This is a genomic window from Mangrovimicrobium sediminis (assembly GCF_004745945.1).
Classification (GTDB): domain Bacteria; phylum Pseudomonadota; class Gammaproteobacteria; order Pseudomonadales; family Halieaceae; genus Mangrovimicrobium; species Mangrovimicrobium sediminis.
This window is the reverse complement of sequence record NZ_SRLE01000006.1, coordinates 180,964-196,612: the sequence shown is the minus strand read 5'-3', so window position 1 is coordinate 196,612 and position 15,649 is coordinate 180,964. Positions and strand designations below refer to the sequence as shown.

The following is a 15,649-nucleotide window of genomic DNA, read 5'->3' as shown; positions in this document are numbered from 1 at the left end:
CACCATGGCCGACAACAAGAGCCTGCAGGACCACGCCGCCGAGTATGCCCGCCTGGCCGAGGAGGGTCCGCCCACCAGTCTTGGCTTCTCCGCCCGGCTCAACATGCTCTGGGACCTGGCCGGCGTCGCGCCTTCTATATTCGAGGGACGAGTACTGGGGGTTATCGCCATCAACCCGGACTGGCGCGAGGCAGATGTGCGCAAGTGGTTGCAGAAGGACCTGCTGCCGCCGCTGCAGGAGCTGCGCAACATGGTGCGCTTCCTGGTCGCCCAGCTCGACCAGGCCCAGGACGCCAAGCGTTGGGAGGCGTTCCTCATCTACGGTTCGCCGGTGGTCTCCTCGCCGGTCAACCACGCCCTGTACCGCGCCGACCAGGTGCGCCGCGAGATCGCCTCGTTGATTTTCGCCCAGGTCACCGACGAGTACAGCATCCCGCCGGCCTCCTACGACGCCGACCGCGCTTTCCAGCGCTGCCTCAGCCTGATGCACAAGTTCAACATCTACGAGCTGCAGGATTTCCAGCCCGGCCACCTCGAGCCGTTCAAGAATTATATGTTCCCCAGCGAGTAGCGCGCGGCGTGGACCGCGGTATTGCCGCAGATGGTCTACGCTTGAGGTAGTTCTTCCACCTACAGTTCGGGTTTGTGCGGCCGATCACAGTCCAGAGGCCTTTCTGTAGTTTTCTCCAGTTTTTGGTTGCTGCTGGAATGCCCGCCCGAAATACTGTTTCTGGAATAACCGGAGCAGCGGGCTCCCGGAGCATCGACTCACAGTACCGAGAATAACTGAGGGCGAAAATGAGCGAAGAACAGCAAGAAATGGACATCAGCGGCGTCAAGATCGCCATTATCGACGACGCCAAGACGATTCGCATGATGATGTCCCACACACTCAAGGGTATGGGCTGTGAGGTCGAGTGTGCCGAGGACGGCTACAAGGCACTCGGCATGCTGCGGCGCTTCAAGCCAGACCTGATTTTCCTCGATATCACCATGCCGGAGCTCGACGGGTACCAGACCTGTACCCTGATCCGCAACGCGGAAGACACACGCAACACCCCGGTGGTGATGCTGTCGTCCTCCGACGGCATCTTCGATATCGCCAAGGGCCAGGCGCGCGGCGCCACCGCTCACGTGACCAAGATCCCGCCGGAGAGCGTGCTGCGGCAGCTGATTTTCACCCATACCAAGCAGCGCAAGGTCGCCTGAGCGCAACCTCGTGAACGCATCGGCCCTGTCGACCCTCGACGCCCTGGAGCGACGCTATGCCGCCGAGGCGGTCGCCGCGCCGGTGCAGGTCCACGAGCGCAACGACTGGGTGGGCACCAGCCTGAGCATTGCGGGCGTACCGCTGCTGATCGGCGAGGGCCTGCTCGAAGAGATTATCGAGACACCCAAGGTAATGGCGATTCCCGGCACCAAGCCCTGGGTGATGGGCGTCGGGTCGCATCTCGGCGGGCTTATCCCCATCCTCAGTGGGGACGTTTTCTTTCGCCGCCGCCCGTATTCAGGGCGGCCGCGCGATTACTGCATGGTGTTGCGCCGTCCCGGGTTCCACTTCGGAATCACCCTTAGCGGGCTGGAGCGGGACATGAAGTTCCCGGCGGAGCAGCGCGACATGCAGCGGGAGGTTGATCCCGATTTTGCCCCCTACACCCGCGGCGGTTTCGCGGACGGGGAGCGTTTCCTGGCGGTACTGGACATAGACAGCCTGATTGCGGACAGCGAATTTGCCAATGCCGCCGCTAGCGAGGCGCAGATGCACGAGGTGGGTAAAGAATGACGGGTAAAAAGAAGCCGGGCGCGGCGAAACTGCGCAACCTCTTCCTCGGTCTGGGCGCGTTGGCGTGCCTCGGGGCCGTGGGCTACAGCTTCCTGGTGATCGACAAGGAAGTCGGCGCCGAGGGTCACTACGATGCTATCGCCGACCAGCTGGCCGGCCTGGCGCGGGAAGTTTCCATCGCCTCGCGCGGTACCGCCCGCGGCGAAGCCCAGGCGTTCGAGAACCTGGACGTGAAAACCAGCCAGTTCGAACGCCAGCTGGGCCTGCTCGACGCCTCTGAGCTGAACCAGAAGCTGAGCATGATCGACCTCAACTGGCAGCCGGTGAAGCGCGCCGTGAAAACCCTGGTGGATGCCGCGCCGCGCGCCGTGTTCGTCGAGGAGACCTCGCGCGAGCTGGACGCCAACGTGCGCAACATGCAGAAGGAGCTGGCCTCGGTGGTGGCCCTGCTGCAGCGCAACAACGCCTCCGCTGATACCCTGGTCGCCGCGCAGAAAGCGCCCTGGCTGCTCGAGCGCATGGCGCGCAACCTGGCGCGTATCCAGGCCGGCAGCGCCGACGCCCAGGTGGCCGCGGACGAGTTCCGTTCCGATACCGCTGACTTCACGCGCATCGTCGAAGGCCTGACCCGCGGCGATGAGCTCACCGGCATCGAGAAGGTCTCCGATGCCGCGTCCATCGAGTCCCTGAGCAAGGCCTACCGCCTGTTCTCGCCGCTGGCCAACTCGGTGGACCGCATCGCCGGTGCCGCCACTGACCTGCGCCAGGCCGCCGCCGCCCGGGCCACTATCGACGAGAACAGTGTCGCCCTGGGCGCCGCCATCAGCGAGCTGCAGTCCGCGGTGGACGACCTCGCCGTCGGCCGCCTCTATGGCAGCGGCAACCTGCTGGCGCTGTTCGTGGCCCCGGGTGTGCTGGCCATCGGCCTGCTGCTGGCCATGTTCATCGGCCAGCGCCGGCGCGACGCCAACGCCAGCCGCGGCATGGACGACCTCAACGAGACCCTGGAAAAAATCGCCCGCGGCGACCTCACCGTCTCCGCCACCGAGGGCAACTCGGTGACCGGCGAGATTGCCCACAGCCTGAACGGTGCCACCGCGCGCCAGTGCCAGCTGATCCGCGAAGTGCGCACGCCCTTCGAGGCATCGGTCAAGGCCATCGACAGCATCCGCAACAGCGCCCGCGCCCAGGTCGCCAAGGGCAAGGAACTGACGCGCTCGGTGGTCGAGTCCACCGAGACCGCTACCGAGATGGTGCGCACCAGCGAGGAGATCAAGTCCTCCACCGCGCGCGCCGCCGAGACCTCCGACCGCAACTGTCGCAAGGTGTCGCAGGGGTATGAGCTGACCAAGGACATGTCCAAGGCCTCCGTCGACGTGCGCGAATCGGTGCAGGAAACCTCCAAGTCGGCCAAGCGCCAGAGCGAGCTCATCCAGTCGGTGACCGCGGCGGCGGAGTACATCCAGACCCTGAACACCAAGATCTCGGTTGTTGCGATCAACACCCGTATCGAGGCGGAAAAGGCCGGCGAATACGGCCGTCCGTTCCTGGGTATTGCGGAGTCTATCGCCGACCTGCTGCGCGAGGCCGAGGAAGAGGGGCGCAAGATTATCTCCGAGGTGCGCATGCTGCAGAACATGTCCGCCGACAACCTGGCGAGCATGGAGACCACGGTGGGGACGGTTGTCACCATCCTCGAGTACATCGAGCGCCTGGACAGCTCCCTGGAAGAGATCAACTCCGGTTCCCTGGCGATCAGCGACATCATCTCCAGCGTGGACGAGGCGGCCGGTCAGTCCGCGGTGAACGCGCTGCACATGAGCAGTTCCATGTCCGAGATCCGCGATCGCAATATCGAGATCAGCGAGCTGAATGAATCCGCCCAGCGCGGCGTGGCCTCCCTGCAGGGATCTATCCGCGACGCGGCGCGCAGCCTCGGCCAGTTCCGCACCGACGCCGACGGCACCTATTTCATGGAGAACGCCGGTGGCGGCGAGGTCGAGGACCTGGACAGCTTCCGCGCCGCGACCCAGACCTTTGTCGAGGAAGAGATCGTCGATGTCGACGACCTCGAACCCAAGCGCGCAATCCCATAATAAAACCGGCCGGTGCGGTTACAGCGCACCGCCGCCAGCAGCAACAGGAAACGGAGGTTTGGCTGTGGCGAGTAAAACAGACATCGTAGCCCTCAAGTGGGTGGTCGGCCTTATGCACAAGCAGGCCGAGAACGCCGAGGCGGCACTGGTCGAGTACAGCAATGACTCCTCCCAGAAACGCCCGCTGCTGCAGTGCATGTGGTCGGTGCACCAGATCACGTCCACACTGCGCGCCCTGGGCATGCGCAAGGGCGAGCTGCTGACCCTGGAGATGGAGCGCAGCCTCAACTGCCTGTACAAGGACCAGGTGGTCGGTGAACGCCGCAAACTGGCCATGGGCGGCCTGATGCAGGCGCTGAAAGTGCTGCCCGCCTACCTGGCGCACGCGCAGAATGCCCGCGCCGATACCGGCCAGGGCCTGGAGCAGCACGTCAACGACCTGCGCCGCTGGGTCGGCGAGCGCCCGCGCCCGCGCGCGTTCTTCTTCCACATGGACATTCCCGAGGGCGCCGGCATCACTGCCGGCGGCCAGCCCGCGCCGGATGACGAAGTGCGCAGCCGCGCCAACGTCATGCTCGCCCTGTACCTGGAAATGGTGAAGATGGCGCTGCGCCGCAAGAACGTCGGCGAGAGCATGAAGACAGCCGCGCGCGTCGCCCGGCGCATGCAGAACCTGTTTGTCGGCACCCTGCCCGAGCGGTACTGGATGACCCTGATCGGCATCTGCGAGGGCGTGGCCGGGGGCCTGATCGTGCCCGACGAATGCATCGCGCAGATCTTCAAGTCCGGTGCCTTCCTGATCAAGCACGCCCGTGAGAACGGCGCGGCGGTCGATCCCTCGGTGGACTACGACGCCCTGCAGCAGCAGATGCTGTTCTACATCGCCAGCTGCAAGGCGCGTCCGCTGCACATCTCGCGCATCCGCGAGGTGTTCGCGATCAGCGAGGACACCCTGGAAGAGGCCAACCGCGGCCTGATCCACACCGACGCGTTGGTGACGGCACTGTCCGCCGCGCTGGAGCAGCTTAACAGCGTGGTGGAAACCCTGAATTCCCAGGACCTGGCGCAGATCGGTCGCTCCGGCGGCGCCGAGGTCAACCGCAAGGCGCTGGACGGTATCGAGGCGGCCAAGTACCGCCTGGAAGCCGCTGGCCAGTTCGCCCACGCGGATTCGCTGAACGCGGTGCAGGGACGCCTGGAGCGTGTCTACACCGGCGGCTACAAGGAGACCCCGGAACAGCTCAACCAGGCGATCAACGACATCATCCGCGGCATCGTCGACGTCAAGCTGGACATCGAGCACAAGCTGGAGCACGGCCTGTCGAGTTCCTTCTCCAGCCGCGATTTCGAACTGCGCGAGTCGGTGGTCAGCGCCACCTTCAATCACATGGGCCTGGTCGAGAACTACATGCACCAGATCCTGCGGCGCAAGTCGCTGGCCAGCGCCCTGGCGCGCAAGCCCAACGACCTGGAATCGACCATCCGCCTGACCGTGGCGCTCAACCGCTACCTGAACAAATCCGACCAGGGCCACGAGGCCCTGCGCAAGGCGGTGCGCGATGCGGACGCCGGCGATCCGGATCTGGATCTGCTGTTCGACCTGGCGAAGGACTTCCTCAACGAGCAGGAAACCATCGCCGACCGCAAGGCCATCGACCTGTCGCTGGGCCTGCTCTCGGAGATTTCCGGCGCCCTCGGCTTTGCCGGCATGGAGCGCGAGGCGAAGATCATCGATCGCTGCCACGCCTGGCTGGAGGCGGCGAGCAAGGCCGGTGAAGTACGCGAGGACGATGCGTTCCGCTGCTTTGCCGAGGCTTTCGCGCAACTGGAACTGCACCTGCAGCGCTCGATCATCGACCCGCTGGACGATACCTCGCATATGCTGGCGATTGCCGAGCAGCGCGTCACCGAACTCGAGGAGCGGGCCGAGGGCCTGTCCGCGGGGTCCGACGTCGCCCAGGGCAACTGGAGCGAGCCGCGCAACTACGTCGAGGATGCCGAGGTGCCCGCGGAATTCCGCGAGGTGTTCTTCGAGGAGTCCGAGGAGATCGTCGCCGAGATATTCCGCCTGACCCCCGAGTGGGCGGCGAACACAGGCGACCAGGAGACGCTGCGCGAAATCCGCCGCCATTTCCACACCTTCAAGGGCAATGGCCGCGCCGTGGGCGCGAACATCCTGGGTGAACTGGGCTGGGCGGCACAGGACATGCTCGACCGCGTGCTGGACGGTGACCTCGAGGCTTCCGATACCCTGGTCAAACTGGTCGAGGACGTGGTGCAGGCCCTGCCCGGGCTGATCGCCTCCTACAAGGACGGCACCGAGTTCGACGTCCAGCGCGTTCGCGAACTGACCGACCGCTGCTTCCGCATGGCCGAGGGCGCCGGCGAGGACCTCGCCGAGGGCATGCCCCAGATCGACGACGCGAGCAGCAGCGGCGCCGCGCCCAGCAAAATCGGGCAGTAAGAACTGCGGCCCAACCCAAGAGAGGGTATACGGAGAGTTATCGTGCAGACCAAGAAAGAGCAAATCGAAGGCGTGGCTAACGCCGAGGCCGCGGAGACTGCCGACGCCTCCCAGGAGGAGGCCACCCTGCAATGGCTGCTCGAACTCGACCGTGACGACCCCGAGGAAAATATCTTTGTCGTCGACCGCCGCGGCGGTTTCGACCTCTCCCTGAGCGCCCAGGAGGCTGCGGTCGCCGCGCGGCCGATGATGCGCGGGCGCGCCGATGCCGACGACCTCAGCACCTATGTCGACGAAGAGATCGTGATGGGCGAACCCGGCTCAACCAACGCCGATGACGATGGCGTTGATGGCGCCGATGAAGACATGAGTTTTGACGGCCTGATGGCCGTCGATTTTTCGCGCCAGTCCGCCGAGGATGAGGGTCTGCTGACCAATGTGGTCGACGGCAGCGATATCCTCGGGCTGGAAGACGACGACGATATGGGCGAGCAGTACCTGGTCGTCAAGCGCGTGAAGAAACAGGAGCGCGCCGGCGAGACCCAGGACGCTGCCGCCGAGGCCCCCGCCCAGCCGCAGGCGGAGACAGCCCAGTCGCAGGCGGAGACAGCCCAGCCGCAGGCGGAGCCAACCCAGCCGCAAGCACCCGCAGACGAGCCCCCGCAGGACCTGGTCGCAGCGGCGAGCGCCGAAGCGCCCGCCGAATTGCCCCTGGTCGAGGACGAGCCTGCCGATCATGCCGGCGAGGAACTGGAGCTGACCTTGCCGATCGTCGATGAGAGCGACGGACTGGCCGCCAGCGCTGACCTGGACATCGACCTGTCCGCCGCTGAGCTGCCGGGCGAGGCTGGCGCCCTGGATATCGACTTCGGCGACCTGGACGACGAGCTTGTGGATTTGACTGCAGGCGAGTTCGAGGGCGCTGACCTCGAGACGCAAGCCGCGGCTATCGAAATCGAGGTCACGCCGGTCGCGGGAGTCGCCGACGTCGACGATATCGAACTGGAACTGCCCGAGCTGGATATGGCCGATTTCTCCGCGGGTATGGACCTGCCGGAGCTGGACCTGACTGCCAGTGCTCAGGAGGCCGCGCCGGAAATCGACAAGGTTGACGACGCAATTGCCGCCGCTGCCGACGACGAACTGCCGGAACTGGACCTGACCCAGTCCCTCGAGGACGAAGAACTCCCCGAACTGGACATGGCAGCCAGCGCAGAGGAAACCCCGGCCGACGACGAACCCGCAACGCTGCCCGGCATGGAGGCAGTGGCGGAAGTCACCGACCTCGGCAGTATCCTCGATCTCGAGGAGAGCGCCGAGGAACTGCCGGAAGCGCCGCTGGAAGATCTGTTCATAGCGAGCGCCGATGAGGACGACGAGGGTGTGGAATTCGTCGAGGAGGTCGATCTCGGCGAGGTGCTGACCGGCGCGATGGATGTGCAGGACGAGCCGGATCTGCACGAGGATTTTGCCGAGCTGACCCGCGGTGGCGAACTGCTCACCCAGGTTACGCCGCGCATCGCGCCGCTGATGGAAGAGGTCGATATGGCCCTGGCTGCGCGCCTGAATGCCCTGGGCTGGCCGGCCGGCTGCGTTACCACCGAGGTGTCCATCGCCGCGGATCCCGCGGCGGTCCACGAGGCTCTCGCCGCCGGGTTCGAGCCAGTGGCAGCAATCTGCAGCGAAACGCCGGATGCCCTGGCCGGACTCGACGCCGAGCACATCGGCGTCATCTACCTGCGCCTGTACCGCGCCGGCACCGGGGAAAACTGCAACCAGCTGTTTGTCGAGGAGCCCGCCAGCGACGCGCCAGAGACACCGGCCCGGCCCAGCGCCGCGGACCGCGGCCTGCGCCTGGTAGAGAACAAGGTTTTCGAAGAAGACCTGCTCGACGAAGACCTCAACGCGCCCCTGGAAGCCCCCGAGTGGCTGCCGGACGGTGATGAGCTCGAGGCCATGTTCAGCGACATGGACGGCGACGATCCGGACCGCGCGCTGGACGAACTGCCCGCGGCGGCGGAAATTGAAGAGCTGCTGGGCGCCGACGCTGAAGACACCGATATGGCGGATTTCCTGGCTGCCGAGGCCGCGGACCTGCCCTCCACTGTGCCCGGCGACGAGGCCGCGGCGCTCGATGGTGCACTGACCGAGCTTCCTGCCGAGGACGCATGCATCGCCGCCCAGCCGGAGCCGGAAACCGCGAGCGAACCCGAGCCGGCCCCCGAAGCGGAACTGGCAGCCGAACTGCACAGTGCTGCCGAACAGGATGTGCCTGAGCTTGTACCCGAAGCGTTGCCCGAGGCCGTGCCGGAGGGGAACGCGCTGGCCGAGGACCTGTCCTGGTGTATTCCCGAGGGTATCGAGTTCAGTCACTGCAGTCCCACCGGCGGTGAGATCTTCGCCGAGTTCCTCGACGCGTTTATCGAGGAGGGTTCCTCCGAACTGGAGAAACTCGAGGATGCCATCAGCGAGTGGGAGGCCGACTGTGCCAACGGCGAGCACCAGGCCGTGGTCGGCCGGGTGCTGCACACCATCAAGGGCATCGCCAAGGGTGTCGGCCTGCACTACTACGGCACCCTGATCCACAATTTCGAGACCCTGCTGGAGCGCATGCCCAAGCCGGCAGCCGGCGAGGAAGCCGCTTACTTCCGCATCGTCAACGCCTGGCTGGATGCTGCGGTACGCGGGGTGGATTTTGTCCAGGCCGAGCGCCGTGACATTCCCTGCGAGCTCCCCTACCGTGAGGAGGCCGTCGAGCCCGCCGCCGAGGCTGTGGCCGAGGCGCCTGCTCCGATGGCCGAGCCTGAGCCCGCGCCGCTGGCGCCCGCCGCACAGACCCCCGCCGTTGCGGATATCGTCGCCGATGCGCGCGAGCGCAACGCCGAGGAATTGCGGCGCAAGCAGGAGGACAAGAAACTCGCCGACGAGGGTGCACGGGTACTCGCCGCCCAGCAGTCGGTGCGCATTACCTCCGAGAAACTCGACCTGCTGCTGAACCTGGCCAACCAGGCGCAGCAGCTGGGGGTGCGTACCTCGGCGACTACCAGCCGCACCAAGCGGGCGACCGCAGAACTGCAGGGCCGCCTGACCTCGATGCGCGCGCACATTTCGGATATCGCCGATGGTGCGCTGTTCAATCCCACCGCCAAAGCCGGCAGCGGTGCGTCGGACATGGACGCGCTGGAGATGGACCGCTACTCGGACCTGCAGGAGGCCGCCAACATCCTGCGCGAAGGCGTCGAGGACCTCGCCGACCTGATCGAACTGGTCAGCCGTCACAACGGCCAGGCCGAGGCGCTGTTGCAACAGCAATCGACGGTGATCTCCTCGATCGGCTCGTCGATCCGCGCCGCCCGCGTAGTGCCGGTGTCGCGCCTCACCCCCGGACTGCGCCGGCTGGTGCGCACGGTCAGCTCTGATCTCGGCAAGGAGGTCGCCTTCCGTGTCACCAACGAGGTGGGCACCCTGGACCGCGACGACTACGCGCGCTGCCAGACCATCCTCGAGCACATGGTGCGCAATGCGCTGGACCACGGCATCGAGAGCGCCGAGGAGCGCCGCGCCGCGGGCAAGCCCAGCGTCGGCCAGATCACTCTCGACGTACACATGTCCGGAGCCGACTCGGTCATCGTGCTGTCGGACGACGGTCGCGGCATGGACCCGGCGAAGATCCGCGAGTCCGCGCGCAACAAGGGCATCGACGTGGACGTCTATGCGCTGTCCGATGAGGAAGCGCTGAAGCTGATCTTCCACAAGGGCTTCTCCACCGCCGCCGAGGTCAGCCAGATCTCCGGTCGCGGTGTGGGCATGGACATCGTCGCCAGCGAACTGCAGAAGATGGGCGGTGACGTGCGCATCGTCTCCGAGGTGGGCAAGGGCACCGCCTTCCACCTGCGCATCCCCTCCAACGTCGCGGTTAATGGTGCGCTGCTGGTGAGTGCCGGGGAGAGCTCCTATGCCATCCCGCTGGGCGGCCTGGTCGCCGTCGACGAGGTGCCGGTGGATACCTTCTTCGACGCGGTGGAGTCCGGCGCCCGCCTGACCCTCGCCGGGCTGGAATGCGAACCCGCCTATCTCGGCACCCTGTGCCAGAGCGGCAACCTGCCGGACCGCGCGGCCTGGCGCAAGACTATCCCGCTGATCGTGGCCGGCTCCGACGCGCGTCACATGGCGATTGCCGTGGACGACGTCGAAGAGGCGCTGGAACTGGTCATTCGTTCGCTGGGCGCCCAGTTTGCCGCGGTGCCCGGAGTTGCCGGTGGCGCCACTACGGCGGACGGCGAGGCCGTCGTCGCCCTGGACCTGAACGTACTGGTGAGCTGCTTTGGCGAGGGCCAGGGCACTGCGATCGCCGTCGGCCAGCCGCGCGAGGAGAAACTCCTGGCGCTGGTGGTCGACGACTCGCGCACCCAGCGTATGGTGGCCACCAGCCAGCTGGAATCGGTTGGCCTGGAGACCGCCACCGCCGAGAACGGCGCCGTGGCGATCGACTGGCTGAATACCACCGAGCGCCTGCCGGACATTATTCTCATGGACGTGGAAATGCCGGTGAAAGACGGCATCCAGGCCCTGCGCGAGATTCGCAAGTCGGCGCGCTTCAACGATATACCGGTGATCATGATCACCTCCCGCACCGGCATCAAGCACCGCTCGCTGGCGGAAGAGGCCGGCTGTAACGGCTACATGGGCAAACCCTTCAACTTCCGCATGCTGATCGGCCAGATCAACGAGTTGACGGGCCACCGTCTCGACCTCGAGCAGCAGGACCAGGTATGAGCGAGGAACAGCAGCGCCGCATGTGCGTGTTCCTCCCCGCGCGGGAGGGCCAGGTGTGGGCGGTGCCGCAGAACTGCCTGGGTGAGATCGTCACTCTGCAGGACGCGGAGACCGCGCCGCCGCCAGCCGTTACCTGGCGCGGCCAGCGCGTGCCGGTGATCGATTTCGGCGGCCCCGACGGGCCGCGCTGGCGCGACGAGAAGACCGTCAGTGGTCTGATCGCCGTGTTTCTCGGCATCCGCGAGCAGGCCTGCGACTACTGGGGCCTGGCGCTGCGCGGGCCGGGCCTGGGCGTGCGCCGGCTCGAGGACGCGGCCTGTAGCGACCGCCCCGAGGCCTGCGGCGAGTACGCCCTGGCCGCATTTGAATTCGAGGGGCGCCTGTACCAGGTCCCCGATTTACCGGCCCTGCAGGCGTTTGCCTGCGAGGTGGGCCGCGCGGCCACCGCGTGAGCTGAGATATCCCGCCACTCCGGGGAGAGAGTATTTTGCAACTGGATAAGATCGTACAGCGAATTGACGACGCTTTCGGCGAAGCCATGCCCTTCACGGCCAACCCGCTGGAGAGCGCAGACCGCGAGGTCCTGTACCGGGTGTTCGGCGACGAGGGCTACCACGTGTACCTGCAGGACCAGATCAATCGCCAGATCATTCGTGACTACCTGACCAATGCGGCCATGCTGGGCTTCGTCTCCGAGGAGGATCTCGGCGAGCTCACGGCGATGGCTGCCAACCCGGACGGCCGCGCCGCGCTGTCCCTGCATATGCTCATGACCTCGGTGGAGGAGGCTGCCAGCCTGCTCCACCAGGGTATTCCCGAGAGCCTCACCCTGCTTGAAGTCGACCCCGACGCCCCCCCTCATATCCATCTCGTCCAGAGCTAAAATCGAAAATTTGGCAACTTGAGCCGAGCTCTGGGCGCCAGATCACAAAAATCTGGAAAATTTTGGCCTGAAAACACCAAATTTTTGAAATCGTCCAAAAATATGGCGGGGTGGTCATTGCTGGAGATATGAACTGGGCTTATAACTAATCCTGAGCCATCGCGGGATGGCCCTAACGCGGAAAGGACGCAGTGGAATGAGACGTCCACCTTCCGAAAGCTTGGGACTTGGTATTAGACCAGTGAGGGGAGTCAGTCATGTTGACGATTAAACCGACAGCCAGTGTGGGCGAGAACCCCGGCGGCGACCTGGAAGTATTTGCAGTAATCGATGGCAAGAAAGTGTTCCTGCCGCCCGAAGCCAATTACGTCATGCAGGATCGTCGCGGGCTGTGGTACTACAGCAAGCGCAAGCCGCGCCCCAAGGAAGGTGACTGGACTCCGAACAAGACCAGCATTGCCTGCCGCAGCGAAGGCGGCTATGTGCGCGCACTCAAGACCGATACCCTGCTGCCCTGGCTGGATACCTGCCAGCGCACCGTGCGCATGGTCTCCGGCGCGGGCCTCGCGGAGCGCCGCCCGGCGGATTGATCGCGCTGGCTAGACGGCGACTGCGGGGTCGATTTCCGGCTCCGAGGTCGCCAGCCAGTTATCGATGTCGGCGCGATGGTTCATGAGAATGGCAACCACGCGCGTCTCCAGGTGCTTGTAGGCCTCCTGCCAGGAATCAATCCACATCAACATGCTGCAGCGCTGGCGCAGCGGCATGCTCTCCGGAAGATTCAGCGGATCCAGCGGACGGTTGCGAAAACCGGCGTTGAGCACCGCGGAAACCACCTCGTTGTCGCGGCTGTCGCGCAGTTCACCCTCGAAGCGGCGCAGCGGCATGATCAATTCCCCGCGGCCGGGAAAGCCCGGATCGGTAATCGCATTGTGAATCCAGATCGGTAATTGTGCGGCCAGCGTCGCCCGCGCCTGGTCTGTGCCCATGGCCGTGAGGCTGGTCTCGTATTGCGGCATGACGCGGCGCAGCGTCAGTTCGCTGCGGCTGCGAAAGCCCAGTGGTAAGAACGCGTCTATTCTCGCCCCCACCAGAGCGACATGCGTCATCTGGAACTCAGACATCCCCGTGATCACCTTGTTGTAGTATTGTCCTTTTGAATTCAAGCACATGGCCATTCCCGGCCACTACTGAAAACCTGCAAAAAGTGGAGATTTCCCGCTTGGGCTTTTGTTACGTATGTCACATACTGGCCCCTTGGGGATAGATACAAAGACATGCTCTGGGGCTGTGTGAACCATGACCATAGCCGGCAAACTCAATTTTCTGGTGGTATCGCTGCTGATCGGCATGAGCGCAATGCTCGCTGTGCTGGCCGGTGTGCGCGACTATCAGCTGGCCCGGGACCAGCTGATCGGCAGTCTCGTTCGCGAGGTCAACCAGCGCAGCGAAATCTCGCTCTACATACACTACCGCCGCGAGGACGCCCTGGCTGCGGTGCTGGACGGCCTGCGTGCTGCGCCGGCGGTGGAATCGGTGGCGGCCTTCGACAGCCAGGGCGAGCGGCTGATGGTGCGGCCGGCCGGGGCACTGCGCGCCAACCCGGGCTTCGAATACCTGCGCCGTGATTTCGCCGATGCCGAAGTCTCCCTGGCCAGCCTCGACTACCGGCTACAGACGGTCGATCGCGGGCTGTTCAGTGCCCTGCGCGGGGACGACCGCTATTTCTACCTCGTCATCCCGGTCAGTACGCGGGTCAACCCGCTGAAGCTTGACCTGGAACCTGAGGAATTCTTCCCCGATCATGCACAGGTTCGCGGCGGCAGTATTTTTATCGTCGGCTACCTGCAGGTCACTATTCACCAGCGCGGCCTGGCGAAGGAGATCGTGCCTGACCTGCTGGCAGTGGTGGCGGCCTGCCTGGGCCTGGCGCTGCTCGCGCTGTTGCTCAGTTTGAGCCTCACCCGGCGCATCACCCGGCCGATATCGCGGCTTGCGGAGATGGCCGACGGCATCGCCTCCGGCGGCCTGCACGAGCCGGTCAAGGTGACCGGCAGCGACGAGGTGCAGGAGATCGCCAAGATCCTCAATGGCGTGATCACCGGGGTCACCGAGTACAAGCAGCGCATGGATACCGACCACCACCTGCTCAGCATGAAGGTGGAGGAGCGCAACGAGCAGTTGTCGCGGCGCAACGAGGAGCTCAACCGCGCGGTAAAGCAGGTCACCCGGGCCAAGAACCGCCTGCACCACCTGGCCTATTACGACGGCCTGACCTCGCTGCCCAACCGGCGCCTGTTCACCGAGCAACTGGCGCTGCTGCTGAAACTGATGGAGCGCTCCGACAAGGTGCTGGCGGTGCTGTTCCTGGACCTGGACAACTTCAAGCGCATCAACGACTCGCTCGGGCACAGCGCCGGCGACATGCTGTTGCGCGAGGTCGGCGAGCGCCTGTCCAGCTGCATTCGCGGCAGTGACGTGCTCGCCAGCAGCGCCGATCCCGGCGCGCGCATCGATGTCTCGCGCATCGGCGGCGACGAATTTACCGTGGTACTCAATCAGCTGGAGTCTGCCGAGGCCGTGTGCCGGGTGGCGGAACGCCTGCGCAACGAACTGATCCGGCCGATGTCGATCAACGGCCACGAACTGGTGGTGACCTGCAGTATCGGCATCGCCCTGGCGCCGCAGCACGCGAAAGACGTCGAGGGGCTGCTGCGCTGCGCGGACACCGCCATGTACCGCGCCAAGAACACCGGCAAGAACAATTTCATGGTCTACGACCCTGGCATGGACGAGGCGGGCATCGAGCGCCTGACGCTGGAGAACGAGCTGCGCAAGGCGGTGGAGCGCGGCGGCCTGGCGCTGCACTACCAGCCGCAGGTGGACACGCACAGCGGATCCGTGGTCGGCGCCGAGGCTCTGGTGCGTTGGGATCATCCCGAACTCGGGCCTATCGCCCCCTCGCGGTTCGTGCCGCTGGCCGAGGAGATGGGGCTGATCAGCCAGCTCGGCGAGTGGGTGGTGCGCGAAGCCTGCCGGCAGGTAGGAGAGTTCGCCAGTCGCGGAGTCAAGCTGCCGCGGGTCTCGGTGAATGTCTCGGCGTTGCAGTTCACCCCGGATTTCAACCGCATGATCCGCGACGTCCTGGAGGAGACCCGCCTGCCCTCCGGCGTCCTGCAACTGGAGGTTACCGAGGGCGTGTTGATGAGCGATATTTCCGCTTCGGTCAATGCGCTCAGCGAGTTGCGCGATATGGGTGTGGGGCTGGCCATCGACGATTTTGGCACCGGTTATTCGTCCCTGAATTACCTCACCCAGTTCCCCCTGGACGAACTGAAGATCGATCGCAATTTCGTGGTCGATGCGGTGGTCAGTGATCGCGGTGCGAGCCTGGTCAAGGGCATCATCGCGCTGACCCGAAGCCTCGGCCTGAAGCCGGTGGCGGAGGGGGTGGAGACCCTGGACCAGTTCCGCTTCCTGACCCAGAACGGCGCGCATATCATCCAGGGTTTCATGTTCAGCAAGGCGGTTCCCGCGGCGGAACTCGAGCCACTGCTCTCACCCTGGCACTTCGCGGAATTCCTGCAGAACCTGGATCTCGAGCCAGTCGATAAAACCGGCTTTGGTGCGTAGCGCCCGCTCCGGCG

The 15,649-nt window shown here is 65.2% G+C and carries 11 protein-coding genes; 10 read left to right on the top strand and 1 reads right to left on the bottom strand.

Going from position 1 to position 15,649, the window contains the following annotated elements; all coding sequences use genetic code 11:
* The first annotated feature begins 4 nt into the window (after positions 1 to 4).
* The 9 genes from E4634_RS07695 (at position 5) to E4634_RS07655 (ending at position 12,592) form a co-directional block, all read left to right on the top strand.
* Positions 5 to 571, top strand: a complete 567-nt coding sequence (locus E4634_RS07695) for a hypothetical protein (RefSeq protein ID WP_135442465.1) — start codon at positions 5 to 7, stop codon at positions 569 to 571.
* 227 nt (positions 572 to 798) lie between these two features.
* Entirely contained in the window at positions 799 to 1,209 is a 411-nt protein-coding gene (locus E4634_RS07690) for a response regulator (protein WP_135442463.1), read from the top strand.
* A 10-nt stretch (positions 1,210 to 1,219) separates the two neighbouring features.
* The gene (locus tag E4634_RS07685) at positions 1,220 to 1,783 is read left to right on the top strand and encodes a chemotaxis protein CheW (RefSeq protein WP_135442461.1); all 564 of its coding nucleotides are present in this window, start codon (positions 1,220 to 1,222) and stop codon (positions 1,781 to 1,783) included.
* A complete protein-coding gene (locus tag E4634_RS07680; RefSeq protein ID WP_135442459.1) occupies positions 1,780 to 3,879 on the top strand; it encodes a methyl-accepting chemotaxis protein in 2,100 nt (699 codons plus the stop codon). Before E4634_RS07685 ends, E4634_RS07680 begins: the two co-directional genes overlap by 4 nt.
* Positions 3,880 to 3,943: 64 nt before the next feature.
* A complete protein-coding gene (locus E4634_RS07675) occupies positions 3,944 to 6,343 on the top strand; it encodes a FimL-related protein (protein WP_135442457.1) in 2,400 nt (799 codons plus the stop codon).
* Positions 6,344 to 6,385: 42 nt separating this feature from the next.
* Positions 6,386 to 11,119: a hybrid sensor histidine kinase/response regulator gene (locus E4634_RS07670; protein ID WP_135442456.1), complete on the top strand. Its 4,734-nt coding sequence runs from the start codon at positions 6,386 to 6,388 to the stop codon at positions 11,117 to 11,119.
* On the top strand, positions 11,116 to 11,571 hold the full coding sequence (locus E4634_RS07665; RefSeq protein ID WP_135442454.1) for a CheW domain-containing protein: 456 nt from the start codon (positions 11,116 to 11,118) through the stop codon (positions 11,569 to 11,571). The genes E4634_RS07670 and E4634_RS07665 overlap by 4 nt, the downstream gene beginning before the upstream one ends.
* Positions 11,572 to 11,606: 35 nt before the next feature.
* Entirely contained in the window at positions 11,607 to 12,002 is a 396-nt protein-coding gene (locus tag E4634_RS07660) for a hypothetical protein (protein WP_135442452.1), read from the top strand.
* A gap of 257 nt (positions 12,003 to 12,259) precedes the next feature.
* Positions 12,260 to 12,592: a hypothetical protein gene (locus E4634_RS07655; protein ID WP_135442450.1), complete on the top strand. Its 333-nt coding sequence runs from the start codon at positions 12,260 to 12,262 to the stop codon at positions 12,590 to 12,592.
* Positions 12,593 to 12,601: 9 nt separating this feature from the next.
* Here the strand turns inward: E4634_RS07655 and E4634_RS07650 are convergent, their stop codons facing one another.
* On the bottom strand, positions 12,602 to 13,126 hold the full coding sequence (locus E4634_RS07650; RefSeq protein WP_135442448.1) for a hypothetical protein: 525 nt from the start codon (positions 13,124 to 13,126) through the stop codon (positions 12,602 to 12,604).
* 175 nt (positions 13,127 to 13,301) lie between these two features.
* On the opposite strand from E4634_RS07650, the gene E4634_RS07645 reads away from it, so the two are divergent.
* Positions 13,302 to 15,635 carry a putative bifunctional diguanylate cyclase/phosphodiesterase gene (locus tag E4634_RS07645; RefSeq protein ID WP_135442446.1) on the top strand — a complete coding sequence of 778 codons (2,334 nt, stop codon included), beginning with the start codon at positions 13,302 to 13,304 and terminating at the stop codon, positions 15,633 to 15,635.
* Positions 15,636 to 15,649: the final 14 nt, after the last annotated feature.

Bases quoted from the DNA above. Each gene is read 5' to 3' on its own strand.
- E4634_RS07695 (WP_135442465.1), top strand. From the start codon at position 5: ATGGCCGACAACAAGAGCCTGCAGGACCACGCCGCCGAGTATGCCCGC.
- E4634_RS07690 (WP_135442463.1), top strand. From the start codon at position 799: ATGAGCGAAGAACAGCAAGAAATGGACATCAGCGGCGTCAAGATCGCC.
- E4634_RS07680 (WP_135442459.1), top strand. From the start codon at position 1,780: ATGACGGGTAAAAAGAAGCCGGGCGCGGCGAAACTGCGCAACCTCTTC.
- E4634_RS07665 (WP_135442454.1), top strand. From the start codon at position 11,116: ATGAGCGAGGAACAGCAGCGCCGCATGTGCGTGTTCCTCCCCGCGCGG.
- E4634_RS07655 (WP_135442450.1), top strand. From the start codon at position 12,260: ATGTTGACGATTAAACCGACAGCCAGTGTGGGCGAGAACCCCGGCGGC.
- E4634_RS07650 (WP_135442448.1), bottom strand. From the start codon at position 13,126: ATGTCTGAGTTCCAGATGACGCATGTCGCTCTGGTGGGGGCGAGAATA.
- E4634_RS07645 (WP_135442446.1), top strand. From the start codon at position 13,302: ATGACCATAGCCGGCAAACTCAATTTTCTGGTGGTATCGCTGCTGATC.